We start from the raw sequence: 26,701 nt of genomic DNA, 5'->3' as shown, positions 1-26,701 counted from the left end.
GCGGTGACTACCAGGATCACGGCTCTGCCCTTGCTTGAGCAGCAAGACCGAGTGGCTTGCAGGTGGGGAAAGGCTATGGAGCAAGGACGGTCACCGAGGAGGCGATGCGTGCACGTCGATCGGCATCGCGTGCACGATGCCGAGAGAGGGTGAGGCTAGGCGGCGAGCCCGCCCCGGCGCCAGCCAGCGGCGCTCACTCCATGAACGGCAGCGAAGGCGCGAGCGAAGGTCGACTGGTCCTCGAATCCCGACTCGTAGGCGATCTGAGCGATGGGTCGGTCGGGCTCGCGGCGGAGAAGGACAGCGGCTCGCTCGACTCGAGCGCTGCGGATCGCCTCCGCTGGAGTCTCACCGGTCGACCGAAAGACGTTATAGAGCTGTCGCCGTGAGACGTGGAACGCTGCAGCGAGCGATGAGGGGTCGAGCGAGCGGTCACCCGCGTTCTCGCGGATGAACCGCCTGATCGCGACCAGTGCAGTGTCGGCCGAGACCGGCGCGGTGTGATCGGTCATCGACCCGAGTGCGAGCGACAGCAGTTCGCCCGCCATTCGGGCGAGCTGCTGGTCCGCGGGCGACGCATCGCTGGCCGCCAGTTCGGTGAGGAACCCCTGCACGAGACGGAAGGGTGCCGTGGCGTCGAATGTCCTCGCGGCCAACTGTTCGACAACGGTATGACGAAGGCCGAGCTCCACGATCGGGATCTGAAGCACGACTTCATCGATGCGGGAGGGGAAGCTCAGCTGGTACGGACGGTGAGTGACATACATCACCGACTGGCCCTTGCGTTGCAACGACGTCCTGTCGGACTGCGCGACCCTCGCCGTACCGGAGACGTGCGAGACGAACAGCACGGACGGGACGGATTCATGCGCGGCCTGGGCCGCGCTGCGCTCGAGTTCGGAGGAATCGCAGCGCACTCGACTGAGAAAGGTGCCCGGCGCAAGCGGCCGATGCGTGATCGCCGCGTCGAACGCCTCCGACACCCGGGAGACCTGCAGCGGCACGAAGCTGCGCGAAACGGCAGCCTCCCACTCGTCAGCAGAACGCGCCGTCACAGTCGCCATGCGCTCATCATCGCCGCAGGCCGTTTCACCTACGTGTGCGGGCTGTTTCGTTTCCGTGACATTCCGAGAGCCTGCGTCAGAGGGACGGTGCGATCACCGCAGCGCTGCAGGCCTCATTGGGGGGGTGCGGGGGCCGGATCGCGATAGGCAGGCGTCATTCGCCGGGACAAGCGACCCCGCAGCCTTCACTCGACAGGAGACCGCGTGTGCCTCTGAGGCCGCTCGTCCAGCCGACGAACGGCCCCGGGGTCAACCTCAGGGCGGCAGTCGTCCCGCTAAACTGACATAATCGCGATTATGAGAAGCGGCATTGGGAAGCGCCCGGGGGGGGCGCGCAAGCCCTGTACCGCCCTCGACGGGCTTGCGTACCGTCGCTGACGACCCGCACCACTCCTCGAGGCACCGGACCGGTGCAGAACAGGTGACAGCACATGACTCGCGAGCAGAACATCGCCTCCCAGCAGGCCTTCGGCGAGGCGGTCAACGCCGGCGACTTCGCCGCGTTCGACGCACTCGTCGCGCCCGACTCGGTCGATCACGACCCGGCGCCCGGCCAGGCACCCGGCCCGGAGGGATACGCCGCGTTCTTCGGCGACCTGCGGACTGCGTTCCCCGACATGGCACTCGAGGTCGAGAAGCTCGTCGCGGACGACGACAGCGTCGCGTTCGCCTACACACTGACCGGCACGCAGACCGGTGTGTTCCAGGGCCACGCGCCGACGGGCAAGTCCGTGAAGATCCGCGGCATGCAGATCAGCACCTTCGTCGACGGCAAGCTCGCCGAGCGCTGGGGAAGCAGCGACGAGCTCGGCATCCTCACGCAGCTCGGCCTCGCACCCGGCGCCTAGCCGGCGGGTTCCGAGGTTCGTGTGCAACCACACCTCGGAGCCCGTCGAGCGGAGTCCGTGCGAGTAAACTGACATAACGTCGATTATCGGATAACGAAGCGACCGCCCGCCGCGCACACAGCGGCCGCTCGCCCGCGCCACCTCAGACGTGCTTGAACTATCTTGCGGCGGGAGCGAGCCCGCCCATCCAGCCCAGCACATCAAGTAAGTCGGCACGCAATAACTACGAATAGATGACAGAATCGACCCATGCTAGTACTGGGTACCACCGCCGACGACAAAGGCGCTCAGCTTGAGGCCCTCGTGCACGTGACGCTGACGGCCGATGGTTATCAGGACATACGACGCAACGAGATCCGGGAGGGCGGCAACGAACTAGACGTTGTCGCTCGACGCGTTTCACCAGTACTCGGTGGCACTCAAGTCACTCAGGTGATCTGCGAAGCAAAGGCATACGCTGATGCTGTTTCTAGTCCGAACTGGCAACGATTCCTTGGGAAGCTTCTGTTGGCGCGCTCCGAAGATCCGTCTGCGCTCGGAGTTCTAATAGCACTCAATGGAGTAAATGGCAACGTAAGCGGGAGCTACCATGCACTCCGTACACGTGATCACGCCGTTCTTATAATCGACGGGTTGACGTTAGAGAATCGTGCTAGAGATAGCGGGGAGCTTGTAAGCAGCGATGGTGCCGAAATGGCAGTCATGACCCACTATCACCGAAAGCCCTCACGAGTCGAAGCAGCATTTTACGATGGAGCCTGGCGATGGATTGCTCGTTGGGGCGTTGACGAGTACTCGGTCATCGGGGGGCGAGGGGAGCTTCTCTCGGCCGAGGTTATCGAGCAATTGCGTCCCGCACTTGAAGCATCAATCAGCGGTCAACTAGCCACCGCTGCCGATGCACAAGTCGCCGCCGAATCTCGACATTCTGCTTGGCTTACCTTGCTCAACGACCTTCTGTACGGAGTTCCTGTCGTCGTCCCCAGCGGTAACGATCCGGAATCAATTGAAGCCGAATTGGCGGCTGAGGAATTCTGTATTTCTGAGAATGGGCAAGTGAGGCTTCAAGACCCCAAATTGCTGGAAGCGGCAGCAGTGTGCCAACTATTCAGAAAGCTATTTCAAAACAGCGTTTCAGTGAAGCAACTCGCATTTCTGGCGGATCGACTCCTGGACTCATGGATAAACCGCCTTGTAGAGGTTCTGCCCATCACTCAGTCCGGATTCACTCTTGATTCTGCAGATGACACGAAGCTGCGTGCGCTCACTCCTCTCTTTCCATCAGTGATGGTTCTCCTTGCCACCCCAATCGAATTCTTTAGTAGTCACGACCGAGCAGCGGCAGACGGAGTCGACTCCGTGCTCGACGTGGACAGGAATGCATTCTGGGAAATGATTACCCATGCGATCCAATCAGATTTTGTGAATCCGGCACTTCGCGGTTTTCTTTACGAGCACCTTGGGGTTGCGGAACTTGCCGAAATACGTTCTGTGCGGATAAAAACAAGGTCTGGTCCGATTGCAACCGTAGACGTGGAAATCAGGAACGCGATTGGTCAGCTGACCGACGAATTCGCAGAGGAAGCCGGCATACAACACATGATCGTTCGCCTGCTTCCGGAAGTCGGGGAGCCCTGGGAGGACCAAAAATTCCCGGAACCGTCGCTTGAACTGATTCGACCGACTGGCTTCAGGACTATGGACTAGTCCTTGCGCTTGTAGCGCTTCGGATCTTATGGCAGGGCCGTAGGATCCACTGGCGATGACGATAACCTAATACGTCTTCGCGGCGATGCGCTGTCACCCTTTTCGTCGCGGCGCCTTATTTGCTTTGTCGTCAGTTCCAACATGCCCGCGCTTACCAATTATCGCTAAACTGCTATCAATTGGAGCGGATCTCTTATAGACCCGAATGCAACACGACAGACATCAACATCATCCCGGACGACGTGCATCAGCAACCCTCCGTCACGCCATGAAGCTTCCGCTTATCAAGCAAAAACGACACAGACATAGCTTTGTATATTGGGCACGTGTGATGTCGAGCATTAAACGACTAGCTCGGGAAGCTTGTCCCTAGAACGATTCGCCAAAGCCGCTTCGCCTCAGCATGGTCGCCACGGGACTCCGCCTCGTTAGCTTTACGGGCTCGTTCCGCAGCTGCGCTGAGTGCGCCGATGAGCTCCTGCCTCGATGTGCGGGTGAGGTACATGCTAAGCAAGCCGCCTTGCCCGCCAGGGTCATTGACATCGAGCAGACCAGGTGCCCATTCAAAAAACTTTTGAAGAGCATCACGGTAGTTGCTACCGAGCGTTCCGAACATTGATCCCGCCACTGTTTCGAGATGAAAGGAACGAAAGCGCTTTGAGTGCGCTCGGTTCCAGGCCTTGAGTAGACGAACGATCGGCGCGAGGTTATGACCGAGGTCTCTGTTTTTGTTAGTGAACCACTGGTTGGCCACGGTAGGAGCGGTCGAAATCCAGCCCCCCGAACCGTCCGGTAGCCAATAGACGTTGTTTCCCTGGTGGAATACCGGCGCTACGTCGACGTGCCCGCCCGTTTGGAAGAAGACACGAACTGCTTGGCCTCTTGTACCGACCTGCTGAATTAGGGTTCCGGCATACGCTTCACGCACACGATAGATAAATGATTGCGAGTCGTAAGAGTATTTGCTCAGCCAAACCCCCTTGTCGTTAGAAAAAACTGCGAGGACATCAATATCATCGATCGGCCTGATGATTGTTCCCTTTGAAGCCGACCCCATGAGGATTCCCCCCCAAAAGGGCATATCGGAGCTTGAGGGGAAGGCCTCCTCGAGGTTCTTGTCGACCGACGCTTTGCGTGCCGGGATGTGCTTGGTCTTTTGGTATTCGGTTGCGGTAAGGTCTTCGAGAAATTTTGTGATTGCTTGCGCTGTCGTCAACGTCATCGATTTTTTCTCCGGAGTCGATTGGAGGCAGCATGCATAACGGCCTCGTTACGCTTGCGCGTAATTTTATACAGCCAATTCGGTACTTGTGGAGTTGTGCGCCTCAGGTCGTAGAGTTGCGTCTGCCAAGAAATTAGCTCCTGACCGATGATCGGATTGTCCTCCTCGAGGCGAGACTCGATCGTGCGGGCGAGGTCGGCTCGGTCTTGAGCGGCTCGCCACGTGCTGCGAAGATAATCGGCCACATCTAAAACGGCAGGTAGCACGGGAAAGAGCACACCAAGCAAGATTAAGCCGAACGTGAGACCGCTGAGCGCGCTCCATGTGAGCAGGATCGCGAGCCACAGCATGGTAACGATCGCCCAGACGGTAACCGCAGTGCGAATGAGCCGATCGGTGTAGGAGGCGTTGGCGCGTTGCGCAATCGCGATCGTCTCGGCCCCGGGATGCGTCGGATCAACGTCGTACCAATCGATGAGCCGCTCACGCGTCGCGACGCTTCGCAGACTTTGCTTGTCACGAACGAGCAACTCAATTTCTTCAATATTCGGTCGCGAAGTACGCTCGATTGTCTCCGGCATTTGGAATATATACAAATCAAGCTCTTCCTGGATCGCGGCCGCTTTGGTCATCGTCCGAACTTCGGCCGCCGTTAGGAACGTGCGGCCCACAAAAAGCCATATTCCAGTAGTTGCTCCTACTGCAACCGCCGATCCTGGGATCAGCAGCGAAATGAATGGAGCCGCGACACCAAGAATCAGTAGGCCAGTCCAGCGCGCTCCTTGCCATCGCTTCGCTCGCGTATAAAGACGCCGCTGAGCGAGAAGCAGCCTCAGCGCCTCATCGTCGTTCTGTCGGGTCGCGATTCCTGAACTCGGCGGGGGCGTGTAAGAGGCTTGAATCGTCATTAAAGTGTCACCGGTTAAAAAGCAACTTTAGCTGCTCTATCGCTTTCTCATTATTGTCAGCCAGGTAGTAGGACATGGCGCGCTCAGAGCGCGAGACAGCCGTTGCAAGCTTGGACAGTGCATCTGCCTGCGTGGACTCCGACGAACACGAGCCAAATCGAGAACCGAGGCCGGTCGGGTCATTCATTGACGCAAGCTTGATGGTGCCAAGATGCTTAAGTGAGTAATGGAGATCTATAATGGGTACATAGGCTGTTTCCGCACTAAGAAATTTGGCCGCTCGCATCTCTAGATAACAGGATGATACTGGTACGTTCCGCTTGTACTTCCAGATTTTTAGGTGCCGGGCCAGCTTCTTCGCACCACCGCCGCTATGCTTACCATTGATCTCGTTAACGTACTTGTTGTGCTCTTCGGGGAAGCTTTTCATCCAGCCACCCTGTGGGTCGGCGATCATATAGCCACCACCTGAGCTTATATACCCAGGAACGACTTCGACAATACCGTCCGAGAAGTGACAGACCACTGCAGGCTGACGGATATTGATAGTGGTTGAAGCGAACCGCGCTTTTAGCGCATCCCTGACTTTGTTGAGCATCGTCAGCGGAGAGATGGGCTGAATTCCCTTAAGTGAAACCAAGTAATCGGCATCGCTGTGGAGCCACACACCTGTGCCATGCCGAAGCGAGCCAATCTCAAACATCCGATGCACCCCTAGCACATAGTCAAGACGCGCTTCGATAGAGGCCTTATGTCCCTTCGCTCCATCAAACTGCGTCGCAGTTGGGGTGAATAGAGAGCTGAGATCGTTAAGCCACGAGGTTGCAGTAGCGGCCATCAGACACCCAGATCGTCGGGACAACCGAGCATGCGTGGCGCCGCCGGTATGAGGAACCTGCCGTGGAGACGTCGCCCTCTGGCGCTGACAATCCGATCCATGGCTAGAGCGTACTGACGACCTCCGACAGTAGAGGTGGCCGCGCCTTCGGCCGTGGACGAGAGGTCTCGTTCGGATGCCTGGTGAAGCCGCCGGCGTACTCCAGTCCTCGAGGCGCAGATGTACGCCGACTCCCTGGGACCAGGACTGGGACTGGAACACGTTGATGATCGGACGTACGCGAGGCGTGGTTCGGGTACGGGTCGGGCATGGCCTTCCAGCCGCGTGGGTTCCACGGCTTCCTCCAGAACGGCGACGAGCGGCGGCCCGAGGCGACCGCTACGGGAGCGCGCCGCAGGCTTCTACGCGGCCTCGATCGTGGTGGCGGTCAGCGCGACGACGAAGGGCTGAGCGCGCGACCGTTCGTTGGCTGCCACGTCATGTAGGAGCACAACCGGCGTTTCACCCGCGACACATTCAAAACGGTTGCAAACCCGCGCTTTCCTCAATAGTCCCACAGGCTGTGGGACTATCCATTGCTGGCCTCGCTGACGTCGATGGCGGCAATGATGCGCTGCTCGTCGGGCAGCGCGAGGCGCTCGGCGTCGGGCAGTGCGTCGTAGGTGTAGGTCGCGACAGCAATCGGTGACGCTGCTTGGCTGAGGGCGTAGCGGACGATGTGTTCGTCCTTGTCGCCGCAGATGAGGATGCCGATGGTCGGGGCGTGGCTCGGTCGTCTGAGCCGTTCGTCGACGAGCGCGATGTAGAACCCGAGCTGGCCAGTGAACGCGGGCTCGAAGTCGCCCTTTTTCAGCTCGACGACGACGTAGCGCAGCTGCTCGGTGTGGAAGAAGAGTAGGTCGAGGTAGAAGTCTCGGCCGCTCACGTCGAAGTGAACCTGGCGGCCCGCGAAGGCGAATCCGGTGCCGAGCTCCTGGAGGGTCTCGGCGATACGGTCGAGGAGGGCGCTCTCCAAGTCGCGCTCGGCGGCATCTTCAGTGAGGTTAAGGAAGTCGAAGACGTAGGGGTCCTTCGCGATCTCCCGCGCGAGGGCGGAGTCTGCGGGCGCGAGCCGATCGACGTAGTTCGACGGCGCCCGACCGGCCCGCTCCAGGGTCTGGTTCTTCACGTGGTTGAGCAGCATCGACCGCGTCCATGAGTTCTCCACCGCGGCGGCTGCGTACGCAGCGCGCACATCGGGGGTGGAGAGCTTGTCGAGGAGGAGGCGGACGTGGCCCCAGGGCAAATGTCCCACAGCCTGTGGGACTTTCTCCCGGTGAGGCCAGGCGGCGGCGAAGGCGCGCATGTAGAAGAGGTTGCTGCGGGACAGCCCGGTCATCGCCGGGAACTCTTGGCGCAGATCTTCCGCGAGCCGGTCAAGGACTCTCGTGCCCCACGGCTCCTTGGCCTGCTGGTCGAGGATCGCGCGGCCGAGCTCCCAGTACAGGCTGATGAGCTGCGCGTTCACGGTGCGCTGAGCGCGCAGCTGCGCGTCCTGAACGCGCGACGTCAGCGAGCGCAAGAACGGCTCGTAGCCGGTCGGCAGCTCGATGTCGCGTCCAGTCATCCCGCAATTGTCCCGGATCCGCGACGAGACGCCGGCCGCGGCTGTGAGGATGGCGTCCAACAAGCTGTTGGACTCCCCCGCAGTTTCTGCGTCGGAGTCGTCGACGGGGCCGAATGCGACGCGATCTCCATCGACCTAGGGTCGGGATCCTCATCTGCGGCGGCCACGACGAGCACACCGTCCGCTCAACCCTCAGCCGACCGGCTCCCCCATGGCCGTCTCCAGCTACACCGACGACCCACTCGTCTCGACAGAGCAGGCGGCGCTACCAACGGCCCGAGGAGATCACTGTGGCGCTCGACTAGCCGGACGGGAGCAGCTGACGGGACGAACCCCTCACCAACGTCGCCGCATCGATCTAGATAGCTAGATACCTATGTAGTTCCTCAGAAATCGGGTGATGTCAGAAGCCCGACCTCACTGTGTCAGCGGCCCGGCTTGGATCGTTCGATCTGAGCCCCCTGGCCACGGCTGCCGCGGGTTGAAGGAACGCGTGTGCGCTTCGTGGGCTCCGCGCCGCGGGCGGGAGTGGCGAAGGATGCGTCGACGGTCATGCGGGCGTTCACCTGCTCCACCGGGACGTTCTGAGCCTGCATCGTCGCTGCCGTGTGCGCGCGGCGTTCGGCGCTGTCGTACGCAAGTTCCCCTTCGGATCGAGCCGCGACTGCGCGCCCCTCATCAGTCGGCGCCGGAACGTCGTCCGGGTCGTGCGGCGCACTGTTGTCGTCGCGGTAGAGGGCGACCTGAGCCCTGGCGTCCTCAGCGAGGCTGCGCAGCTCCTCGGAGCTCTGCGTGGGCGTGCCGCCGGCCTCTGCATCACGGTCGTACTGGGCGGCCTGCTGCTCGAGCTCGTCGGCACGTCGTGCGGAGTCGACGGGGACCTCGGACGATGTGATCTGGGTTGAGGCGTCGTTGGCGCGGTCGAGGCGGTCGGCTTCCGCGATCATCACCTGGGCCTCGGTGACGTCGCGCCGGGATTGTGCCCGCTCAGTGTCCGCCGCGAAGACGGTGGGGCCGCCGGCCTGGTCGGTGCGCCATTCCTGCACGAGAGCCGCGCGCGCGGATTCTGCCACCGCCGGATCCGCCGTCTGCGCGCGGCCATTGTCATCGAAGGCGACGGCTGTCTCGACGCGGTAGTCCTGGTAGCCGATCGGATCGTTGGCGCGCTTCCACTCCTCGGCGACACTCAGCTCGAGTGCGGGGACGTCGCCGGCGACCGCCGCGCGGTAGTCCGCGATGAGCGCACGCTCCGCCGAAGGGTTGGGCTCGCGGATGTCGCCGACGGGCATCGTGAGCCGGTCATCGTCGTGTCGGTAATATCCATCGGGCGCGGCAGTGGAGGCCCACTGCTTCGCGAGGTCCAGCTCGGTCGGGGTGTCGCGTGCGATGCCCTGCAGCGTGGCGACGTCGACGCCGTAGCGCTCTTTCGCTTCCGCTGCGATCAACGCATTGGCGGACGCGATCTGCGGGTCCGCGTCCTTCCACGCCGCCGCCGTCTCCGCAACGCGGGCGACGTCGCGCACGCTCGCCTGATCCCACCACTGGGGATCGTTGACGACCGATACTGCCTGTCGCGCAGCTGCCCGTTCGCCCTCGTAGCGGGCTGCGAGCTCGCGGGCCTCGATGGCGCTGCGCTGTTGCGCTTCGCGCATCGCTTCTTGGTACGCGCGGGCCAGCTTTTCGCCGAGCTGGATCGCGATGGTGAGCGCGATCCGCGCGGATGAGTTGATGGACTCTTCCACGCCTCCGTCGTCGTCAGCCATAGTGATGCCTCCCCTTCGCTGGTGTCGGTCTAGCGGTCGTGTCCGTCGCGCTCGCGCGGCTCGGTGCCGCGCTGCGGTGCAGCGGTTGTGGTGACGTTCGGCTCCGTCTTGGTGAGCTTCGTCGGGACGGGGGTGCCGGTCGCGAAGCTCGCCTGCACCGTCTCGCGCGCGCGGCGGGTGTCCTCGGGTAGGGCGTCCCAGGCGTTCTTCTGGATCTGGGCGTTGTAGCCCTCGTGGACCGTCTTCAGCTGGTTGCGGATCGTCCCGGCGAGCTCGCGGGTGCGGCGGGCGTCGCCGGCGGCTTTGTGGGCGTCCATGATCGCTCGCGTGGTGCGCACGATCTGGCGCAGCAGCATGGCTTCCTCGGCGGCCTTGTTCCGCTTCCCGGCGGTAGCGAGGATCAGCATCGTCGTGCCGGCCATGGACGGCATCCCCGTCGGCCGCGGCGTCGACTCGTGCGCGCGCAGGTGCGCGGAGCGGGCGAGGGTCCGTGACGCTTCGGCCAGCGGCCCGGGTGTCGACTCGAGGCGCCGTGACCACGCGGCGTAGGCGCCGGAGGCTTCGCGGGCTGCGTGCGCCCAGGTCGCGCGATCGGAGGGGTTCACTCGACTCAGGTAGTCGTGCAGCCGCCCCATGTCCTCCGCGTAGGAGGAGTAGAGGTCGCTGGAGAGTTCCGTCGCTTCACGGCCGGGCGCGACGGGCTGGTAGCGCCACGGGTTCTTCGCCGTCGCGCGCCACTCATCGACCGCTGTCTGCGCGGACTTTGGTGAGTCCGGCCAGCCCTTCCGCAGCTCCGGGAGAGTGAGGTCGCGGGCGAGCTTCCCGCCGCCGTGCCACACCACGGGCGTGCCCTTCTCGGGGCGCAAGGCGACTGAGTAGCCGGCGACGACGTCGTCGCGGCCTGCCGCGTAGCGCGGGCGGATGAGCACGCCGGCCTGGCGCATCCGGCGCACGAACTCCGCCTCGTCCGCTGAGGCTGATGCCGACGAGCGGACCGCGCGCTCGAGCCGGTGAGCGTCGACCTCGACGGCGCCGCGGCGCTGCGCGGACTCGCGCGCGCCCGGCTGCATGCCGCGCTCCCCCAGCTCACGCTCGGGCGCGTGCAACGGCTCGAGCCCGTACTCCTTCTCCAGCTGCCGGCTGACTCTCTGCGAGAGCGCCTTGTCGTACGCGACGTGCGCCTTCGTCCCGTCGGCGCGTACCGCGGAGACAGCGATGTGGATGTGGTCGTTGCCGTTCTTCGACAGCCCGTGCCGCACGGCGATCCATCGGCAGTCTGCCTTCCCGGAGGACTCACCGGCGAACCCCATCCGGTCCACAAAATCGGTCGCGATCCGTCCCCACTGCTCATCGGTGAGCTGCCCCTCCTCCGCACGCAGCGAGAGGGAGCAGTGCCAGACATCGGCGGCGACGCGCTTGCTGCCGATCTGCTCGCCGGAGTCCTTGTCGAACACCTTCTCCTGGCGGGTCACCTCGACGCCGAAGAAGTTCTTGTACTCGTTCAACTCTGCCGCGATCGCGGCGGCCTCGGCCTGGTCGAGGACGCTCTCACCGTGCATCGCCATGATCGCCGGGTCCCCCGCGATCAAGTGCTGTTCGGTGTGCTCGTTCGCGCGCCCCTCCCCTGCGAGGTAGCGCACGAGACCGCCCATGTCCCCGCCGTACGTGACGTTGGGGATCACTGGCCGGCCAGTCGTCGCAGCGTCTCGTTCACCCGCGGCACCAACGCCCGGTACTCCGCCGCCACCTGCACTGCTTCCTCAGGGAAACGGCCCTCGGTGTTCGCGAACCGAGCGAGCTGATTCATGTTGCTCGAAAGCCGTCCCATCAGCGTTCGCAGCTGCATTAGCTCCGAACCGACTGACTTCCACTCCACGTCCGACCGGACCTGCGGATCGATCGCCGCCTCGAACATCAACCGCGGCACCGTCACATTCAAAACCTCGGCGCGAGCTCGCAACATCGCATCCTCATCCGGGGAGACCCGCACGACGTATTTCTTCTCCCGACGCTGCTCCGGCGGAACGTTCGGACGACGCTTCCGACCGAACAACCGGCTCGATTCCGTCATCACATCCCCGTCCTTCGGCCCAGCGCAGCGAACCCGCCAACCAGCGGGGACCATACGACCAGTATGCGCACTGGCCAAGCACAGCGCCAGGCCGGCAAGCAACTTAGGACACCTAAAGTGACAGCTTGCTCTGCGTCGTAGTCCTGCGCGTATCAACCCTGTGTGTTCACGGCCAGGTTGATACGACAGGACCCGAATCGGTACCCGTTCGACTGCCGTTCTCGGTAGTCTCGGGGTATGAACGACGTGACTCGGAACCCTGATGAGGCAGCGGAGGCGGCTCGCCGCCTCCTCGAATCCACCGTCGAGAGAAGGGTCGAAGCGGTGCGGTCGATCGTGAGCGCCGCGAACGACACCGACACCGCGCGGACCGCTCTCTCTGACGCGCAGAACCGCCACGCCAAGGCGTGGTCCACCGCACTCGCGTGCGGCTGGTCCGAGAAGGAACTCCGCGCAGCAGGTGTCCCGCGACCCGAACAGACCCGCGCCCGAGTGACGCGCACTCGCCGGCCTTCGGCCGGCGACACCGACCTCGCCGGATCGACGGACGGCGTCTCCACCGAGTCGATGGAGCAGGTCGCGTGACCGGCGACAACGACGCGCTTCACGCGCAGGTCCGCGAGTGGGCCGAGGGGTCAAACTCGCTCACCGCTGCGGTCGAGCTCCTGATCCGCTCGGGCCTCGTCTATGACGGCGCTCCGTGGGTCCGAACCGACAATGCCTGGAAGACCAGCGCGGTCGACTTCGACCGCCTCAGCTACGAGATCGGCGCGCTCAGCGGCGGCGAACAACGCATCGCCCGCATCGCCACCTCACTCGGTCACGGCACACCCGTCGATCTGCGCGAAGACATCTCCGGACTCGACTACACGCACACCCGTCTCGTGCTCGCCGCGATCGCGCACGCCGCCGGCTTCACCGAGCCCGGAACGACCATCGAAGACGACGACGGCATGCCCACCCTTACCCCTCACGAACCGCTCGCCGCCTGGCCCGCCCAGTAGCGTTAACTCGACGCAGCGCCCCCTCGCTGACGTCGGAAAGCCCCCGCTCGAGCCTTCGCTCGCGGGGGCTTCTTCGTTCCCACTGACGCAGGAGCCGCCGCCCCGTCACTTCCGATGTCGCGCCTCCGCATCGACCGCACGGAACCTCGGCCGACCGCGATTCCGGAAAGGCTCGGGCTGGGTCATTTACGGACACCCCCTGACCACCTGTGCACAGCCCAGCTCTCGCTGGCGCTGGCCTGCACACAGGTGGACAGCGGGACCCCGACCGGATCGTAGATCGAAAGCAGACCCGAGCTTCAACGCGAGCCGCCTCGTACTGGAGACACCACGGCCGCGTCCGAGCCGGCAGTGCATTCGTAGATGCAGTAGACCGACCCTCAACCGGGTTGCGAGCGCGAAGTCGCGCGAGGGCGACACCCACTCGCCACACCCGGCAGAGGTTCGATTGACCTCTGAGATCAGAGCCGGGTTAGTGTGCCGCGTCGTACGCAGCCTGCACGTCGGCGGGCACACGACCAGACCGCGGAACCTCGTATCCGTGACGTCGCGCCCAGTGCCGAATCGCCGCTAGCATCTCAGGGCTCTTGCGCCCCGCGCTCGCAGCAACAGCTGTCACTCGAGGTGCAACTCGTGCTGGCGACAGTGGCCGCGCAGCGTCGACGAAACGGGCGAGGGCGAGGTGCAGGTACCCGATGTTCGCCGCAGTCAGATCGATCTCGTAAGCGTCGTCATCAACGGAGAAATCCACCGTTCGACCACGTCCAGGCGGGATCAACGCGCCAGTCAGATCATCGACAAGATCCACCCGAGAAGCCACGCGATCGATCACCCTTCCTCTGCCGGCACCGGAGACGCAGATGCCTCCTCCACAGTAACGATCGTCATGGCGCGGCCTGGGAGCATCAGAGCGCCGCCTCGCCGGAGCGGAAGCAGCAGCTGCTACGCCGATAGTCAGACCTTGGCTCGACGAAAACCTCCACAAAGTGGACATCACGAACGCGCGCACACCGCTGCCCCATCGACGACCGGCTTCACCGCGCGACGTGACCTCATTACCGTCTGAGCATGAACCCCTCCGCACTGACGCTCGTCGAAGTTCTCCCTTACAAGAAGCGCACCTACTGGTACGTGTTCGAATCGTCCGACCGATTCGTGAAGCCTTGGTGGGATCGCGAGTTTGCGGTCGGCGCGTCAGATCATTGGCTGTCGGCTCGGAGCGACGACACCGAGGTAGCCCGATGCAAATTCGTTCTCTACCCCGGCCCGCTGTCGCATCGAGTCCTGGGAGAGATGCCTCATGGTCAACTCGACATCCTCGCGCTCGAGGTTGCGGTGCCAGAGCGCAGCCGCGGGGTGGGTCGCGAAACCCTCCAGGCGATCCGACGGCGATACCCGCTGCACAGACTGACGGCGCTGAACGACGACAACCGGTCACGGGGATTTTGGGACCGGATGGGATGGATTCGACACGAGCCAGCAGGCATCCTCCGCGGCTCCGAACGAGTCACCTACTCCGAAACCGGGAACATGCCGTCGTCTCCAGGCCACTGACCGTATCGGCGAATGCTCTGCGCACGCCGAGCACGCGCGCGGGGTGTCTATATGAGGTAGACCGGTGACTCGCAGCACTACGTGGCGGCGTTCTGACGACGGTCCGTGTTGTTGTGAGGATCCGGTGGCGACTGTCGCTCAACCTTGGACGAACGCCTGGATGGCGAGCACGGCCGCACCGCGGCACCACTCGATGTTGTTTCCGTTGGCGATGACGAGGGGCGGTGTCGTGGTGCGGGAGTCGCGGTCGCGAGTAATGCCGGCGGTGATGGCGTCGAAGGCGACGCTCGCGAGGCGGACACCTTCACCGGCGATGATGATCTTCTGCGGCAGGGTGAGGTTGCAGATCGCCGCGAGGAGCCGACCGAGTCCTCGGCCTGCGTCCTCGATCACGCGGGATGCTGCCGGGTGCGTGTTCTGGGCGAGGTCGAGCGCTTCTTCGTAGGTGACTGAGCGCCCGAGGGCATCAGACACCTGACGAGCTATCGCGTCGGAGTTCAGCATGCTTGCCGCGCATCCGCGATGCCCTGCCGGGCACAGGGGGCCGGTGGGATCGAGTGGCCAATGTCCGACGAGACCGATGCCGTAATCGTCATCCGTGACGATGGCGCCATTGGCGATCAGGCCGAACCCTGTACCGGCGCCGAGAGTGATCACGGCGAAGCGATCGTCGTCGCGTCCGTCGCCGAACCAATGCTCGTACTCGGTGAAGGCGATGACGTCGTTGTCGATGAGGGTGCGGATCCCGGTCGCGTCGCTGACCATCGACGCGAGCGGAACGTCCGTCCACCCGAGGAACGGTGCGCTGACGACCTGCTGCCGATCTCGCACCAGGCCACCGAGCCCGATACCGATGCCGCTGATGGGAAGGGAGGCGCATTCGCGGCGAGCGATCTCGACGATCTGCTCGAGGACCGCCTCCGGGTCCTGCGCGGCCAAGGGCGCGGTGACGACATGCTTGACCTCTCCTCGAAGATTCGTGACAGCAGACGAGAGTTCGTTTGCTCGCAGCTTCATCCCGATGAAGTGCTGCCCATCGGCATTCACGTCGAGGAGCCGAGTGGGCCGCCCCACACGACCGTCGTTGTGCTCGCCGACTTCGAGAAGAAGGCCGTTCTCGACCAGCGGTGCGCTCAGTCTGCTGAGGGACCCGGGCGAGAGGTGGAGTCGTCGGGCGATCTCGGCGCGGGAGATCGGTCCCCTGCGGAGAACCTCTATCGCTACGGGGAGGGAGGCGTCCGCTCGTGCAGTCCAGGCGGGCATCGTCGTCACCGACTCATCGTCGCACACCTATTAGTTGCGTGGTGCACCATTTGCGGCCGCCGATCACGGTTCAGTTACGGCGTTGACACTCCTAATAGTTCTGGTCTAGACATAACTCCGTCGCCAAGCGGAGCGGCCACCAGCAACCCGACCAACGGAGGTCACCTGTGTCCAGCACTCGAAACCGGTGGCGGCGGACGTCCACCGTCGTCCTCGCAGCCACCCTCGCCACGACCGGACTCGCAGCCTGCTCCTCGGGGGGCGGCGAAGCGGACGGGCAGACGCTGAAGGTCTGGTGGTGGGAGAACGACGACAGCGCACTCGCAGCGGGCTGGAACCGCGCCGTCGAGGTCTTCAAGGAGCAGCACCCCGACGTCACCGTCGAGTACGAGCTCAAGACCTACGACCAGATGCAGCAGTCCGGTCAGCTGCTCCTCGACTCCAACGACGCCCCTGACGTCCTCGAGTACCTCAAGGGGAACGCCACCGCCGGCGTCGTGTCGCAGGCGGGTCTGCTCACCGACCTCACCGACGTCGCAACCGAGCGGGACTGGGACCTGGACAGCTCCGCTCAGGACGTCGGCCTGTACGAGAACGGCCTGATGGGCTCCGGTCAGCGCTACGGGATCACCAACTACGGCGAGTACGTGTCGGTCTGGTACAACGAGGACGAGTTCGCGAAGTACGGACTGTCGGTCCCCACCTCGACCGCGGAGCTCGAGCAGGCGATGCAGACCTTCGTCGACAACGGCGTCACCCCTCTCGCACTCGGGTCCCAGGACTACCCGGGCACGCACCTGCTCTACGAGCTCGCCCTGCAGAACATGGACGAGGAGTCCTGGAACGCCTACCAGCGCTTCGACGGCGACGTCGACTGGAGCGCATGGGAGAAGGCGGCCGAGACCGTTCAGGACTGGACCGACAAGGGCTTCATCGCGAAGGACTCCACCGGCATCAGCGCGCAGGACTCCGGCAACGCGTTCGTCGCCGGCCAGTACCCGATGTTCGTCTCCGGCAGCTGGTGGGCCGGCACCTTCGCTGACCAGATCACCGACTTCACGTTCGACCAGTTCCTCTTCCCCGGCAACACCCTCCAGCCCGGGTCCGGCGGCAACCTCTGGGTCGTGCCGGAGAAGGCGGACAACAAGGAGCTCGCCTACGACTTCATCGAGATCACGATGAGCCCTGAGATCCAGAACCTGCTCGGCAACGAGGGAGCAGTCCCGGTCGCCGCCGAGGAGTCAGCGATCACCACTCCTATCGGTCAGCTGACCACGCCCCGCTTCAACGAGCTGCTCACCGGCACCGAGGGGGGCCTGGGCTGGTACCCCGACTGGCCCGTCGCCGGACTGAACGACGTTCTCCTGGCGCAGAACAGCGACCTCGTGCTCGGCAACATCACCCCCGACCAGGCCGTCGAGAACATCAAGACCGCCTACGAACAGGGCAAGGCCAACTCCGGCAACTAGGTCGCCGACCAACTGTGCGGCGGCGCCCTGCACCGGCGCCGCCGCACCCATCAAGGGATCTCCCATGACTGTGATCACCCGGCTCCGTCCGCGGACGACGCCCTCCGCCGCGGGACGGCCCGAGTCCGCGCGCGGCTACTGGATCTACCTCCTGCCCGGCACGATCGGGTTCCTCGCAGTGGTCCTCATTCCCTTCGGGATGAACCTCTTCTACAGCTTCACCAGATGGAACGGCGTCGGCACGCCCCAGTTCATCGGCATCGACAACTACACCCGCCTGGTCGCGGACCCGACCTTCTGGGCCTCGTTCCTGCACAGCGTCGCGTTCATCATCGCGATGGCCATCGTGCCCACCGCGTTCGGCGTGTTCATCGCCGCCGTCCTCTTCGACTACATCGCGCCAAAATTTGGCGCCCGGGTTGCCAGCATCCTCCGCGCCACGTTCTACCTACCGCAGATCCTCCCGATCGCCGTTGCCGGCGTGCTGTGGAAATGGCTGTACCAGCCGCAGTACGGGATCATCAACACCGTCCTGGACAGCGTCGGTCTCGGAGCTTTGAAGCAGAACTGGCTCGGCGACTCGAACGTCTCGATCTTCGCCGTCATGAACGTGCTCATCTGGCTGCAGATCGGCTACACCGTCGTCATCTTCATGGCCGGCCTGTCACGAGTGGACCCCGCCCTCTACGAGGCGGCCGAGCTCGACGGCGCCGGCTGGTTCCGGCGCTTCTGGAGCATCACCATCAACCAGCTCCGCCCAGAGATCGCCGTGGTCATCATCACCACCTCGGTCGCGGCGCTGAAGGTCTTCGCGCCGATCTACGTCCTCACCCGAGGAGGGCCCGGGACGAGCACCATCGTGCCCGCGTACTTCTCGTTCTCGAACTTCTTCACCACCACGCAGGTCGGTTACGGAGCCGCCGTGGCGTCCGTCCTCGCGATTCTCGTGACGATCATCGCCATCGCGCTGCTGCGCTATCAGACCCGAACCGACGAAGGATTCGACAAGTGAGCGTCACCAGCTTCGACACCGCCACCCCCGCCGCGGTCCCGGTCGCCCCGACCCGCAGGAAGCGCGGAGGAACATCTCGCTCCCGCCGCGGACTCAGCGGCTGGGTGGTTCTCCTGGTCATCGCCGTCGCCGGTCTGCTGATGATCTTCCCGTTCTGGCTTGCTCTGATCAACGCGTTCAAGCCCTCCGCTGAGTACGTCGCCAACGGCCCCATCTCCGTCCCGACGGAACTGGACTTCTCCGCGATCGTCGACTTCTGGGTCGGAGTGAATTTCAACCAGAAGCTGCTCAACAGTGTCGTCCTCTCCGGCAGCGTCGCGCTCATCGCCGCGGCGATCAGTCTGCTCAGCGCCTTCGCGATCGGCATCGGCCGCATCAAGGGCCGCGTGTGGATCCTCGCGGTGTTCATGCTCGCGTTCACGATCCCGCAGGAAGCTCTCGTCTACCCGCTCTTCGTCCTCGCCCGTGCGACAAACCTCTACGACAACCTGCTCGGCGTCATCATCATCCTCTCCGTGCTACAGAGCGCCTTCGGCACCTACATGCTCGCCTCCGTCCTCGGATCCTTCCCCGATGAAGTCCTCGAAGCCGCACGACTGGACGGCGCGAGCCGATTCCAGATCCTCCGACTCATCGTGCTCCCCCTTACCCGGCCGACCCTCGCCGTCCTGGTCACCTTCTTCTTCATCTGGACCTGGAACGACTTCTTCCTCCCGCTCGTGCTCCTGCCCTCCTCCTCGAACCAGACGGTCTCCGTTTCGCTCGGCGCGCTCAGCGGTCAGTACACCAGCGACCCGACGGCCCTCGCGGCAGCGTCGATGGCCGGCATCCTCCCGGCGCTGATCTTCTTCCTCCTCTTCCAGCGCACCCTCATGCGCGGCGTCAACATCGGAGCCATCAAATGACCTCTCTCCAGCCCGCCCTGCGCCACCCGAGCCTCCGCGAAGGAGACGCGTGGTGGAAGAGCGCTGTCGTCTACCAGGTCTACCCGCGCAGCTTCTCCGACTCCGACGGCGACGGCATCGGTGACATCCGCGGCATCATCGACCGTCTCGATCACCTCGAGCGACTGGGCATCGACGTCCTCTGGCTCTCGCCCGTCTACGCCTCTCCCCAGGACGACAACGGCTACGACATCAGCGACTACTACGCCGTCGACCCCACCTTCGGAACACTCGAGGACATCGACGATCTCATCGCCGCCCTGCACGACCGCGGAATGAAGCTGGTCATGGACCTCGTGGTGAACCACACCTCGGACGAGCACGAGTGGTTCCAGGAGTCGCGCTCCGGCCGCGAGAGCGCGAAACGGGACTGGTACATCTGGCGCGACGCCCGCGACGGAGCCGAACCCGGCAGCGCGGGCGCCGAGCCGAACAACTGGGGTTCCTTCTTCTCCGGCCCCGCCTGGGACTACGACGAGGCATCAGGGCAGTACTACCTGCACCTGTTCTCCTCCAAGCAGCCCGACCTGAACTGGGACAACCCGGAGGTGCGCGCCGCGGTCCACCGGATGATGAACTGGTGGCTCGACCGCGGCATCGACGGCTTCCGGATGGACGTCATCAGCTTCATCTCCAAGCACCCCGGACTCCCCGACGGCACCGCCGGCAGCAGCGGCTTCGGCGACGGCATCCCCTTCTACGGATCAGGACCGCGCGTCCACGAGTACCTGCAGGAGATGCACCGCGAGGTCTTCGAGGGCAGGGACGCCGACCTCCTCACCGTCGGCGAGATGGTCGACGTGACCCCCGAGGGAGCACGCCTGTACACGGACGCCTCCCGCCGCGAGCTCGACATGGTCTTCCACTTCGAGCACGTCGGCCTCGACCACGGAACCGAGGGGAAGTTCACGCCGACCCGCGTCGATCTGGTCGACCTCAAGCGCTCCCTCGCGAGGTGGCAGCACGCCCTGGCCGACGTGGGCTGGAACAGTCTCTACTGGAACAACCACGACCAGCCCCGCGTCGTCTCGCGCTTCGGCGACGACCGCGACCACTGGTACGAGTCAGCGACAGCACTCGCCACCGTCCTGCATCTGCTGCGCGGCACCCCGTACATCTACCAGGGGGAGGAGCTGGGTATGACGAACATGCCCTTCGAGCGGATCGAGGACTTCCGCGACCTCGAGAGCCTCAATCACCACCGCGAAGCGATCGCCGGCCCGAGAGCGCCGGCGGACGTCCTCGCCGGTCTCGCGCGCGGCAGCCGCGACAACGCCCGCACACCCGTGCAGTGGGACTCCTCCCCGGGCGCCGGCTTCAGCAGCGGGGAACCCTGGATCGGCATCAACCCCAACCACACCACCATCAACGCCGCCGCCCAGTACGACGACCCGGACTCCGTGTTCGCCTGGTACCGGAGTCTCATCGCACTCCGACACACCTCCGCCACCATCGTCGACGGCGCCTTCGAACTGCATTCCCCCGACGACCAGCAGCTCTTCGTCTACTCCCGCCACGGACGCGACGAGACGATCCTCGTCGCGGCCAACTGCTCGAGCACCCCGGCCCAGGTCGACCGCGACCTCGTCGAACAGTGGAGCACCGCCGACATCCTCCTCCGAAACCACCCCGGCAACGGTCTCGGACACCAACTCCTCCCCTGGGAGGTGATCGTCCTGCGCCGATGACACCCGAGCCACGAGCCGGGTCCACCCGATCCCCACAACGACGTGCACGGATCCCCCTCGGGACCGGCCAACGACACCACTTCACCGATGAAGGGAAGAATCGTCATGCCCGCCACCAGACTTCGACACCTCGCACACGCCGCGACAGCGATCACCACCGCCGCGCTGCTCGCGACCACTGCACTCGCCCCCGCCCACGCGGAATCCGCCCCCACCGCCACCGCCGCGCCGGTGACCATCGAGAGCCCCGAGCTCACCACGTGGTGGCACGACAACCCCGAAGCGAACGCCGGCACCCCCGTCGCCGACGACGCGGTCCGCGAGTCGACGTACTACGACGTCCAGGTCGCGACCGCGACCGCCCCCGACGCTCGGAACGACTCCTTCACCTACATGAGCATCCCCCGGGGCGGGAACGAGAAGATCGGGTACACCGAGGACGACGGCGCCGAGTTCAGCTCCGACGCCGACCTCACGATGAGCTGGTCGAGCTTCGAGTACTCCGCCGACGCCTGGGTCGACGTCACCCTCACGACCGGGCAGACGATCACCTCCGTCGACGAGGTCACCATCCGGCCCACCGACCTCGAGCTCGAGAAACAGCTCGTCAGCCCGACCACCATTCGCGTGAAGGTCCCCTACACCCCGGACGGCTACCGGTTCTCGGTCGAGTTCGACTCCCAGCTCTACACCGCCTACAACGACCTCTCCGGTGCGAGTGGCCGGCTCACGACCATCGCCGAGGGCAACCGCGCGGTCCACACGGAACCGCGCAACTCGATGATGGTCTTCGCCCAGCCGACGCCCACCGGCGCCGAGCGCGATCGCCTCATCCCCACGGAAGCGTCGGGCTCGATCCACTACCCCGAGCCCGGCCTGGTCGACGACCTCGACACCGTGACGGAGGAGATCATCTACTTCGCCCCCGGCACCTACTACATGGGATCCGACTATCGCGCTCTCCTGCCTGCCAGCGTGAAGTGGATCTACCTCGCTCCGGGCGCCTACGTGAAGGGCGCGTTCCGTTTCCCTGACGACACTCAGCCGTCCTACAAAGTCACCGGCTTCGGGGTCCTCTCCGGTGAGCAGTACGTCTACGAATCGGACACGGCCGACGGATATCAGCACAACGTCAAAGAGAACTGCCACGTCACCTGCGTGAAGATGCTGCAGTTCGAATCCTCCAACGCCGGGCAGACCCTCGACCTGCAGGGCGTCACGATCGCGGACCCGCCGTACCACTCCTTCGTCGTCTACGCCCACGAGGGCGACACCGAGGTGGGCGTGAGCGACTTCGACATGCAGGTGCAGAACTACCAGCAGGTCGGCAGCTGGTACTGGCAGACCGACGGCATCGAGCTCTACCCCAGCGGCGAGATGAAGAACACCTTCTTCCACGCCAACGACGACGTGCTGAAGCTCTATCACAGCGATGTCAGCATCGAGAACACCGTCATCTGGAAGAACGAGAACGGACCCGTCTTCCAGTGGGGATGGACCCCGCGCGACATCGACGGCGTCACCGTCGCCGACACCGACGTCATCCACAACCGGATGTACTGGAAGGACGCGAAGTACAACACCTGCATTTTCAACTCCTCCTCCCACTACGAGGACATGGGCGCCACAGACCGCGCCGACGTCGCCACCACGATCAAGAACATGCGCTTCACCGACACCCGCGTCGAAGGCACCACGAACTGCGCCATCCGCGACTTCGCACTCTCCAACACCGAGAACATCGATATCGACGGCTTCTCCATCGATGGCTGGAACGACCTCGAGGTCCCCTCCCAGGCGAGCTTGCTCAAGCGCTACACCGACACGACCGGACAGAAGGTCAGCATCGGCAACGAGACCACCGACGGCAACGGACTCTCGCTGCACAACTACACCGTCGGAGGAACCGCCATCCTCAAGGCCGGCGACAACTGGGCCGCCGACGAACTCGGCCGACTCAACTTCGACGCCGACACCTGGGACAGCTGGAACGCCACCAGCGACGACCAGCCCACCGGAACCGCGCCCACCCTGACGATCAACGGCCTCCCCGACGGGTCCACGTCACCTGCTCGGGACATCACCCTGACCGGCACGAGCAACGCCTCGACCGTCGCGGTCACCGTCAACGGCGTCAGGACCACCAGCCCTGTCGTCAACGGCTCCTTCACCGTCCCGGTGACTCTGCCGGACATCTCGAACCGCGTGGTCATCACCGCGACAGCAGCCGACGGCGTCATGACAGTGGAACGCCGCACGATCTATGCACTCGGCACGAAGATCGGCGCGATCACCGACCCGAGCGGAGACGACAACGGGCCCGGCACCTACACCTACCCCACCGACAGCGCCTTCAACGCCGGCAGCTTCGACCTCACCGACTTCGAGGTCTACCGCGACGGCGACACCATCCGCTTCGTCACCACCACCGCAGGACCCATCAATAACCCCTGGGGCGGAAACGGGATGAGCACCCAGCGCCTCAACATCTACCTGCGTGACAAGACCTCGACCGCCACCACGCCCCTGCTGCCCGGCACCAACACGAGCGCCGAAGGAGCCTGGAAGTACGCGATCGTCGCCGACGGCCGGTACGACGAGTCCCGCTACGGAAGCGGCCTGTACGGCGCCGACCTGGCCCGGGCCGCCAACGCGCAGCTGCAGGTCATTACCCCCTCGAAGATCGTCAGCTCTGTCCCCGCCGCAGCCCTCGAGGGCATCGACCTGCAGAGCACCGGCTACCAGGTCTCGATGTTCAGCGACGCCGAAGACGGAGAGGGCATCGGCAACGTCCGCCCCGTCTACAGCGCCGACTGCTGGAACGGCGCGAACTGCCCGTCCTTCGTCCAGGGCTACCGCTTCGGCGGCGGCGCGGGTGAGTGGACGGACACCAGCGACGCCCGAGACACCGACGTCACCGACTCCAACGCCATCGACATCATCTCCGGCGCTGCAGCCCAGGCGACGGTGATGAATCCTGCCTCCGACGTGACCGTCGCGCCTTACGTCACCCTCGATACCGCGCAGACGGCGATCGACGCCGCCTTCTCCGTGACGAGCAAGAAGGTCGGTAACCAGCAGGTCATGACCGTCACCGCGAAGAACAACGGCGCGACCCCGGTAACCGTCTCGATCAACACTCCGATCGGCACTGTGAAGGCCGGAACCCTGAAAGCCGGCGCGTCGAAGACGTTCACGCTCAAGACAGGTCTGAAGAAGATTCCCTCCTTCACCGCCAAGGTCACGGTCACCGCTCCGGACGGATCGACCCGAGAGTACGACGTCCCCTACAAGGCGACGGCTAAGTAGCGCCCCGTCGGGGAGACAGCGAAGGCCGGGACCGCAGAGCGGCCCGGCCTTCGCCGTATTCCGTCGCAGCGATCTCGGTCCGACATCCCACGGCCGCCACATCGGCAGATGCTCCCGGTCACGTCTAGGGAGCCAGCCACTGGATACTGCTAGCGATTCGGCTCATCGGAGCAGACTGACCGGAAGGTCAGTCTGCATATCGCGCCCGTCGATGTGAGCGACAGCAGCGATGGTGCCCACCTCGGGCAGGCCGATGTCCGCGTCCCGGTAGGTGACGACGATCGAGTCGGCGAGCACCTTTACGGCGCCGGCCACGTAGTTTGCCTGCGTCGAGCTCGCGTTGTCCCAGACGTGAGCGGTGATTATCTCGGCGAACCGGACCCCCAAGCGCTTCCCTCCGTTTCCGTCAGGCCCGTAGTAGTAGACCTCGTAACCGAAATAGCTGCCGGTACCCGCGGGCTCGCCAAGCCCCCACGTCACAACCACAGCTCCTTCCCGTTCCTCGACAAGAACAGAGGTCACTACCCGCGGGGTCGTTGCGTCCATGAGCGACAGATTAGGTGCCGCCAGCGATCCCTGCATGATCTGCGCGGTCAACCGCCGACGGGACGACCTGGCCGCCACCGATCTTCGTCGAGGTGTCGGAGGCCGCTCGTAGGCTCGAGGTGTGGAACATCTCAAGAAGGATCTCGGGCAGTTGAAGAAAGGTGCGACGGTCGTCGTCACCCTGCGCCAGCAGGCCAACGTCCTGCTGATGGATTCGTCGAACTACCGCACCTACGCAGCAAGCCGAGGTGGACGGTTCCGGTACACCGGAGGACTCATCAAGAGGAGCCCTGCAAGACTCACGGTGCCATCCAATGGGCACTGGTATCTCGCCATCGACCTTGGTGGTGCAAAAGGTCGCATCAACGCGACGATCGCCGTAGAGCCGCCCCCTCGCGGGAACCTGCCCGAGTACCGAGCGGCGCCGGAACGAGGCGTCTCGGGGCAGGTCTCCGTCCGTCGCCCGCTTCCGCCGGAGTCGGACGCGGACTTAGATGGACGCACCTGGGACGTCTTCCTCTCCCACGCCAGCGAGGACAAAGCCGACGTCGCGCTCCCTCTCGTGCAGGCCCTCCAAGACCGGGGAATCTCGGTGTGGCTCGACGAGGCCGAGCTGCGCATCGGCGACAGCCTCCGACGTCGCATCGACAGGGGGATCCGCAGCAGCCGCTTCGCCGCCGTCGTGTTCAGTGACGCCTACTTCTCGAAGGGCTGGCCGCAGTACGAACTCGACGGCATCGTCACCCTCACCGTTGGCGGGCGGCAGAACCTGCTGCCCGTCTGGCACAACGTCGACCACGCCGCCGTCTCAGCACATAGCCCGTCCCTCGCCGACAAATTCGCTCGATCAACCAGCGACACCTCCATCGACGAGATCGCGGCGGAGATCGCCGAACTCGTGATTGAAGCTCGAGAAGAACAGCAGGCCGGACCGAGTTAGTTCACTCAAAACAGTAGCTTTACACAACTCACCGACGGCGGTCGTTCCGCGCTCAGCAGGACCGGATCAATGGGAGGGCTGCGGTCTCGGAAGGGCGTCATGCCGAGTGTCGTCTCGGGAAGGATTGCGGAGGTTGTTCCCGAATCATCAGCTCGTGGGGCTTCTGGGGTACATGCCAGCGCAACACGTCCGCGATGGCGCGGCTCGCGTTGCAGTAGGGCCGGTTCGTCCGCTGCGCAGCGCATCTGCGCCGAGGTCCAGACACGACGCAACACCTTCGCACTGCTCGGCCGACGTCTACAGCTGATCGTGCTCAGCGCCGGAGTTGGAGGATGCGCTCGCGGAGTTGTGCCGAGATGCTCCGGTCGCCGCGTAGGAATCGGCTGAGTAGCGCGGAGGCGTACTCGTCGTTGAGGCACTGCTCGAGCAGCCGGCGCACCTCGGGTGAGGTATCGCCGTGGCCGCCGATGTCGTAACTGGTGAGCATCCACCGCATCGCCTGGGCATCGCTGACCCGCCCACCCTCGGGCACGCACCCGTGAGGGCAGGGCATCGCGGCGGACGACCCCCACAGTCTGCAGATGGTCGGCCGAATCGCATGCACGCTGCAGCGCCCTCTGCCGAAGGTTCGCGTCAGCGCTGGGCAGGCGCCATCAGCGGTCGGCGCGTCGAGGTCGACGCCTTGTTCAAGCAGTCGGCGCCGCTCGGCTCCAGAGGCATCGATGTGCTGGTGGCAAGACTGCTCACAGAGCCCGAGGCACGACAGCGCGGGCATCTCGACGTACAGCTGCTCCAGGCGCGCCAGAGCTCTCTCGTCCGCGATCCGGCGAGCGTTCGAGCTCACAGAGACTCGTCCGCCGGCGGGAGAGCCAGCGCGACCTCCACGGTCCGCGCGTCCTTCAACTGCGCACGCTGCACCGCCCGATACACGGTCGATCGAGCGAC

At 64.4% G+C, this 26,701-nt stretch carries 22 protein-coding genes; 10 read left to right on the top strand and 12 right to left on the bottom strand.

What is annotated here, in order from left to right:
• Window positions 1-155: 155 nt before the first annotated feature.
• Window positions 156-1,064, bottom strand: a complete 909-nt coding sequence (locus tag HRK28_RS19110; protein ID WP_173252729.1) for an AraC family transcriptional regulator — start codon at window positions 1,062-1,064, stop codon at window positions 156-158.
• Between the two features lie 431 nt (window positions 1,065-1,495).
• Between HRK28_RS19110 and HRK28_RS19105 the strand changes: the two genes are divergently transcribed.
• Window positions 1,496-1,912: an ester cyclase gene (locus HRK28_RS19105; RefSeq protein ID WP_056045707.1), complete on the top strand. Its 417-nt coding sequence runs from the start codon at window positions 1,496-1,498 to the stop codon at window positions 1,910-1,912.
• Between the two features lie 249 nt (window positions 1,913-2,161).
• Window positions 2,162-3,619, top strand: coding sequence for a hypothetical protein (locus HRK28_RS19100; protein WP_173252728.1), 1,458 nt, complete (start codon window positions 2,162-2,164; stop codon window positions 3,617-3,619).
• Between the two features lie 349 nt (window positions 3,620-3,968).
• Here the strand turns inward: HRK28_RS19100 and HRK28_RS19095 are convergent, their stop codons facing one another.
• From HRK28_RS19095 to HRK28_RS19065, 7 genes are all read right to left on the bottom strand, one after another.
• Window positions 3,969-4,841, bottom strand: a complete 873-nt coding sequence (locus tag HRK28_RS19095; RefSeq protein WP_173252727.1) for a hypothetical protein — start codon at window positions 4,839-4,841, stop codon at window positions 3,969-3,971.
• On the bottom strand, window positions 4,838-5,749 hold the full coding sequence (locus HRK28_RS19090; RefSeq protein WP_173252726.1) for an S-4TM family putative pore-forming effector: 912 nt from the start codon (window positions 5,747-5,749) through the stop codon (window positions 4,838-4,840). Before HRK28_RS19090 ends, HRK28_RS19095 begins: the two co-directional genes overlap by 4 nt.
• 7 nt (window positions 5,750-5,756) lie before the next feature.
• A complete protein-coding gene (locus tag HRK28_RS20365; RefSeq protein WP_254305050.1) occupies window positions 5,757-6,587 on the bottom strand; it encodes a hypothetical protein in 831 nt (276 codons plus the stop codon).
• A 568-nt stretch (window positions 6,588-7,155) separates the two neighbouring features.
• A complete protein-coding gene (locus HRK28_RS19080; RefSeq protein WP_173252725.1) occupies window positions 7,156-8,193 on the bottom strand; it encodes a YhcG family protein in 1,038 nt (345 codons plus the stop codon).
• 425 nt (window positions 8,194-8,618) lie between these two features.
• Window positions 8,619-9,956, bottom strand: a complete 1,338-nt coding sequence (locus HRK28_RS19075) for a hypothetical protein (RefSeq protein WP_173252724.1) — start codon at window positions 9,954-9,956, stop codon at window positions 8,619-8,621.
• A gap of 29 nt (window positions 9,957-9,985) precedes the next feature.
• Window positions 9,986-11,608 carry a relaxase/mobilization nuclease domain-containing protein gene (locus HRK28_RS19070; protein ID WP_217274950.1) on the bottom strand — a complete coding sequence of 541 codons (1,623 nt, stop codon included), beginning with the start codon at window positions 11,606-11,608 and terminating at the stop codon, window positions 9,986-9,988.
• A 26-nt stretch (window positions 11,609-11,634) separates the two neighbouring features.
• Window positions 11,635-12,027, bottom strand: a complete 393-nt coding sequence (locus HRK28_RS19065) for a plasmid mobilization relaxosome protein MobC (RefSeq protein ID WP_173252722.1) — start codon at window positions 12,025-12,027, stop codon at window positions 11,635-11,637.
• A gap of 581 nt (window positions 12,028-12,608) precedes the next feature.
• Between HRK28_RS19065 and HRK28_RS19060 the strand changes: the two genes are divergently transcribed.
• Window positions 12,609-13,031 carry a hypothetical protein gene (locus tag HRK28_RS19060; protein WP_173252721.1) on the top strand — a complete coding sequence of 141 codons (423 nt, stop codon included), beginning with the start codon at window positions 12,609-12,611 and terminating at the stop codon, window positions 13,029-13,031.
• A gap of 472 nt (window positions 13,032-13,503) precedes the next feature.
• Here HRK28_RS19060 and HRK28_RS19055 read toward each other — a convergent pair whose 3' ends face one another.
• Window positions 13,504-14,025 carry an Lsr2 family protein gene (locus HRK28_RS19055; RefSeq protein WP_217274956.1) on the bottom strand — a complete coding sequence of 174 codons (522 nt, stop codon included), beginning with the start codon at window positions 14,023-14,025 and terminating at the stop codon, window positions 13,504-13,506.
• A gap of 74 nt (window positions 14,026-14,099) precedes the next feature.
• Between HRK28_RS19055 and HRK28_RS19050 the strand changes: the two genes are divergently transcribed.
• Complete coding sequence (locus HRK28_RS19050; protein ID WP_173252720.1) at window positions 14,100-14,585, top strand: hypothetical protein; 486 nt, start codon at window positions 14,100-14,102, stop codon at window positions 14,583-14,585.
• Window positions 14,586-14,723: 138 nt separating this feature from the next.
• Here the strand turns inward: HRK28_RS19050 and HRK28_RS19045 are convergent, their stop codons facing one another.
• On the bottom strand, window positions 14,724-15,848 hold the full coding sequence (locus HRK28_RS19045) for an ROK family transcriptional regulator (RefSeq protein WP_254305056.1): 1,125 nt from the start codon (window positions 15,846-15,848) through the stop codon (window positions 14,724-14,726).
• A 167-nt stretch (window positions 15,849-16,015) separates the two neighbouring features.
• On the opposite strand from HRK28_RS19045, the gene HRK28_RS19040 reads away from it, so the two are divergent.
• The 5 genes from HRK28_RS19040 (at window position 16,016) to HRK28_RS19020 (ending at window position 24,270) form a co-directional block, all read left to right on the top strand.
• Window positions 16,016-17,317 carry an ABC transporter substrate-binding protein gene (locus tag HRK28_RS19040; RefSeq protein ID WP_173252718.1) on the top strand — a complete coding sequence of 434 codons (1,302 nt, stop codon included), beginning with the start codon at window positions 16,016-16,018 and terminating at the stop codon, window positions 17,315-17,317.
• A gap of 64 nt (window positions 17,318-17,381) precedes the next feature.
• Complete coding sequence (locus tag HRK28_RS19035; protein WP_173252717.1) at window positions 17,382-18,329, top strand: carbohydrate ABC transporter permease; 948 nt, start codon at window positions 17,382-17,384, stop codon at window positions 18,327-18,329.
• A complete protein-coding gene (locus HRK28_RS20360) occupies window positions 18,326-19,234 on the top strand; it encodes a carbohydrate ABC transporter permease (protein ID WP_367948482.1) in 909 nt (302 codons plus the stop codon). Before HRK28_RS19035 ends, HRK28_RS20360 begins: the two co-directional genes overlap by 4 nt.
• Window positions 19,231-20,961 (top strand): alpha-glucosidase, encoded by a 1,731-nt coding sequence (locus HRK28_RS19025; protein ID WP_173252716.1) that lies wholly within the window; start codon window positions 19,231-19,233, stop codon window positions 20,959-20,961. The genes HRK28_RS20360 and HRK28_RS19025 overlap by 4 nt, the downstream gene beginning before the upstream one ends.
• Before the next feature lie 105 nt (window positions 20,962-21,066).
• Window positions 21,067-24,270 (top strand): glucodextranase DOMON-like domain-containing protein, encoded by a 3,204-nt coding sequence (locus tag HRK28_RS19020; protein WP_173252715.1) that lies wholly within the window; start codon window positions 21,067-21,069, stop codon window positions 24,268-24,270.
• A 162-nt stretch (window positions 24,271-24,432) separates the two neighbouring features.
• Here the strand turns inward: HRK28_RS19020 and HRK28_RS19015 are convergent, their stop codons facing one another.
• On the bottom strand, window positions 24,433-24,816 hold the full coding sequence (locus HRK28_RS19015) for a hypothetical protein (protein WP_173252714.1): 384 nt from the start codon (window positions 24,814-24,816) through the stop codon (window positions 24,433-24,435).
• A 121-nt stretch (window positions 24,817-24,937) separates the two neighbouring features.
• On the opposite strand from HRK28_RS19015, the gene HRK28_RS19010 reads away from it, so the two are divergent.
• On the top strand, window positions 24,938-25,756 hold the full coding sequence (locus HRK28_RS19010) for a DUF1883 domain-containing protein (protein ID WP_173252713.1): 819 nt from the start codon (window positions 24,938-24,940) through the stop codon (window positions 25,754-25,756).
• A gap of 313 nt (window positions 25,757-26,069) precedes the next feature.
• Here HRK28_RS19010 and HRK28_RS19005 read toward each other — a convergent pair whose 3' ends face one another.
• A complete protein-coding gene (locus tag HRK28_RS19005) occupies window positions 26,070-26,600 on the bottom strand; it encodes a YkgJ family cysteine cluster protein (protein ID WP_173252712.1) in 531 nt (176 codons plus the stop codon).
• Between the last annotated feature and the right edge of the window lie 101 nt (window positions 26,601-26,701).

Origin of the sequence: Rathayibacter sp. VKM Ac-2835 (assembly GCF_013266705.1) — a bacterium.
Classification (GTDB): Bacteria; Actinomycetota; Actinomycetes; order Actinomycetales; family Microbacteriaceae; genus Rathayibacter.
The sequence above is the reverse complement of the archived record's forward strand: the minus strand, read 5'-3'. Positions and strand labels throughout refer to the sequence as shown.

What these genes read in the sequence shown, in the direction of transcription:
- HRK28_RS19110 (WP_173252729.1), bottom strand. Translation starts at nt 1,064, where the DNA reads ATGGCGACTGTGACGGCGCGTTCTGCTGACGAGTGGGAGGCTGCCGTT.
- HRK28_RS19100 (WP_173252728.1), top strand. Translation starts at nt 2,162, where the DNA reads ATGCTAGTACTGGGTACCACCGCCGACGACAAAGGCGCTCAGCTTGAG.
- HRK28_RS19025 (WP_173252716.1), top strand. Translation starts at nt 19,231, where the DNA reads ATGACCTCTCTCCAGCCCGCCCTGCGCCACCCGAGCCTCCGCGAAGGA.
- HRK28_RS19020 (WP_173252715.1), top strand. Translation starts at nt 21,067, where the DNA reads ATGCCCGCCACCAGACTTCGACACCTCGCACACGCCGCGACAGCGATC.
- HRK28_RS19035 (WP_173252717.1), top strand. Translation starts at nt 17,382, where the DNA reads ATGACTGTGATCACCCGGCTCCGTCCGCGGACGACGCCCTCCGCCGCG.
- HRK28_RS19050 (WP_173252720.1), top strand. Translation starts at nt 14,100, where the DNA reads ATGAACCCCTCCGCACTGACGCTCGTCGAAGTTCTCCCTTACAAGAAG.
- HRK28_RS19105 (WP_056045707.1), top strand. Translation starts at nt 1,496, where the DNA reads ATGACTCGCGAGCAGAACATCGCCTCCCAGCAGGCCTTCGGCGAGGCG.
- HRK28_RS19055 (WP_217274956.1), bottom strand. Translation starts at nt 14,025, where the DNA reads ATGTCCACTTTGTGGAGGTTTTCGTCGAGCCAAGGTCTGACTATCGGC.
- HRK28_RS20365 (WP_254305050.1), bottom strand. Translation starts at nt 6,587, where the DNA reads ATGGCCGCTACTGCAACCTCGTGGCTTAACGATCTCAGCTCTCTATTC.
- HRK28_RS19075 (WP_173252724.1), bottom strand. Translation starts at nt 9,956, where the DNA reads ATGGCTGACGACGACGGAGGCGTGGAAGAGTCCATCAACTCATCCGCG.
- HRK28_RS19045 (WP_254305056.1), bottom strand. Translation starts at nt 15,848, where the DNA reads ATGCCCGCCTGGACTGCACGAGCGGACGCCTCCCTCCCCGTAGCGATA.
- HRK28_RS19080 (WP_173252725.1), bottom strand. Translation starts at nt 8,193, where the DNA reads ATGACTGGACGCGACATCGAGCTGCCGACCGGCTACGAGCCGTTCTTG.
- HRK28_RS19070 (WP_217274950.1), bottom strand. Translation starts at nt 11,608, where the DNA reads ATGGGCGGTCTCGTGCGCTACCTCGCAGGGGAGGGGCGCGCGAACGAG.
- HRK28_RS19095 (WP_173252727.1), bottom strand. Translation starts at nt 4,841, where the DNA reads ATGACGTTGACGACAGCGCAAGCAATCACAAAATTTCTCGAAGACCTT.
- HRK28_RS19090 (WP_173252726.1), bottom strand. Translation starts at nt 5,749, where the DNA reads ATGACGATTCAAGCCTCTTACACGCCCCCGCCGAGTTCAGGAATCGCG.
- HRK28_RS19065 (WP_173252722.1), bottom strand. Translation starts at nt 12,027, where the DNA reads ATGACGGAATCGAGCCGGTTGTTCGGTCGGAAGCGTCGTCCGAACGTT.
- HRK28_RS19015 (WP_173252714.1), bottom strand. Translation starts at nt 24,816, where the DNA reads ATGGACGCAACGACCCCGCGGGTAGTGACCTCTGTTCTTGTCGAGGAA.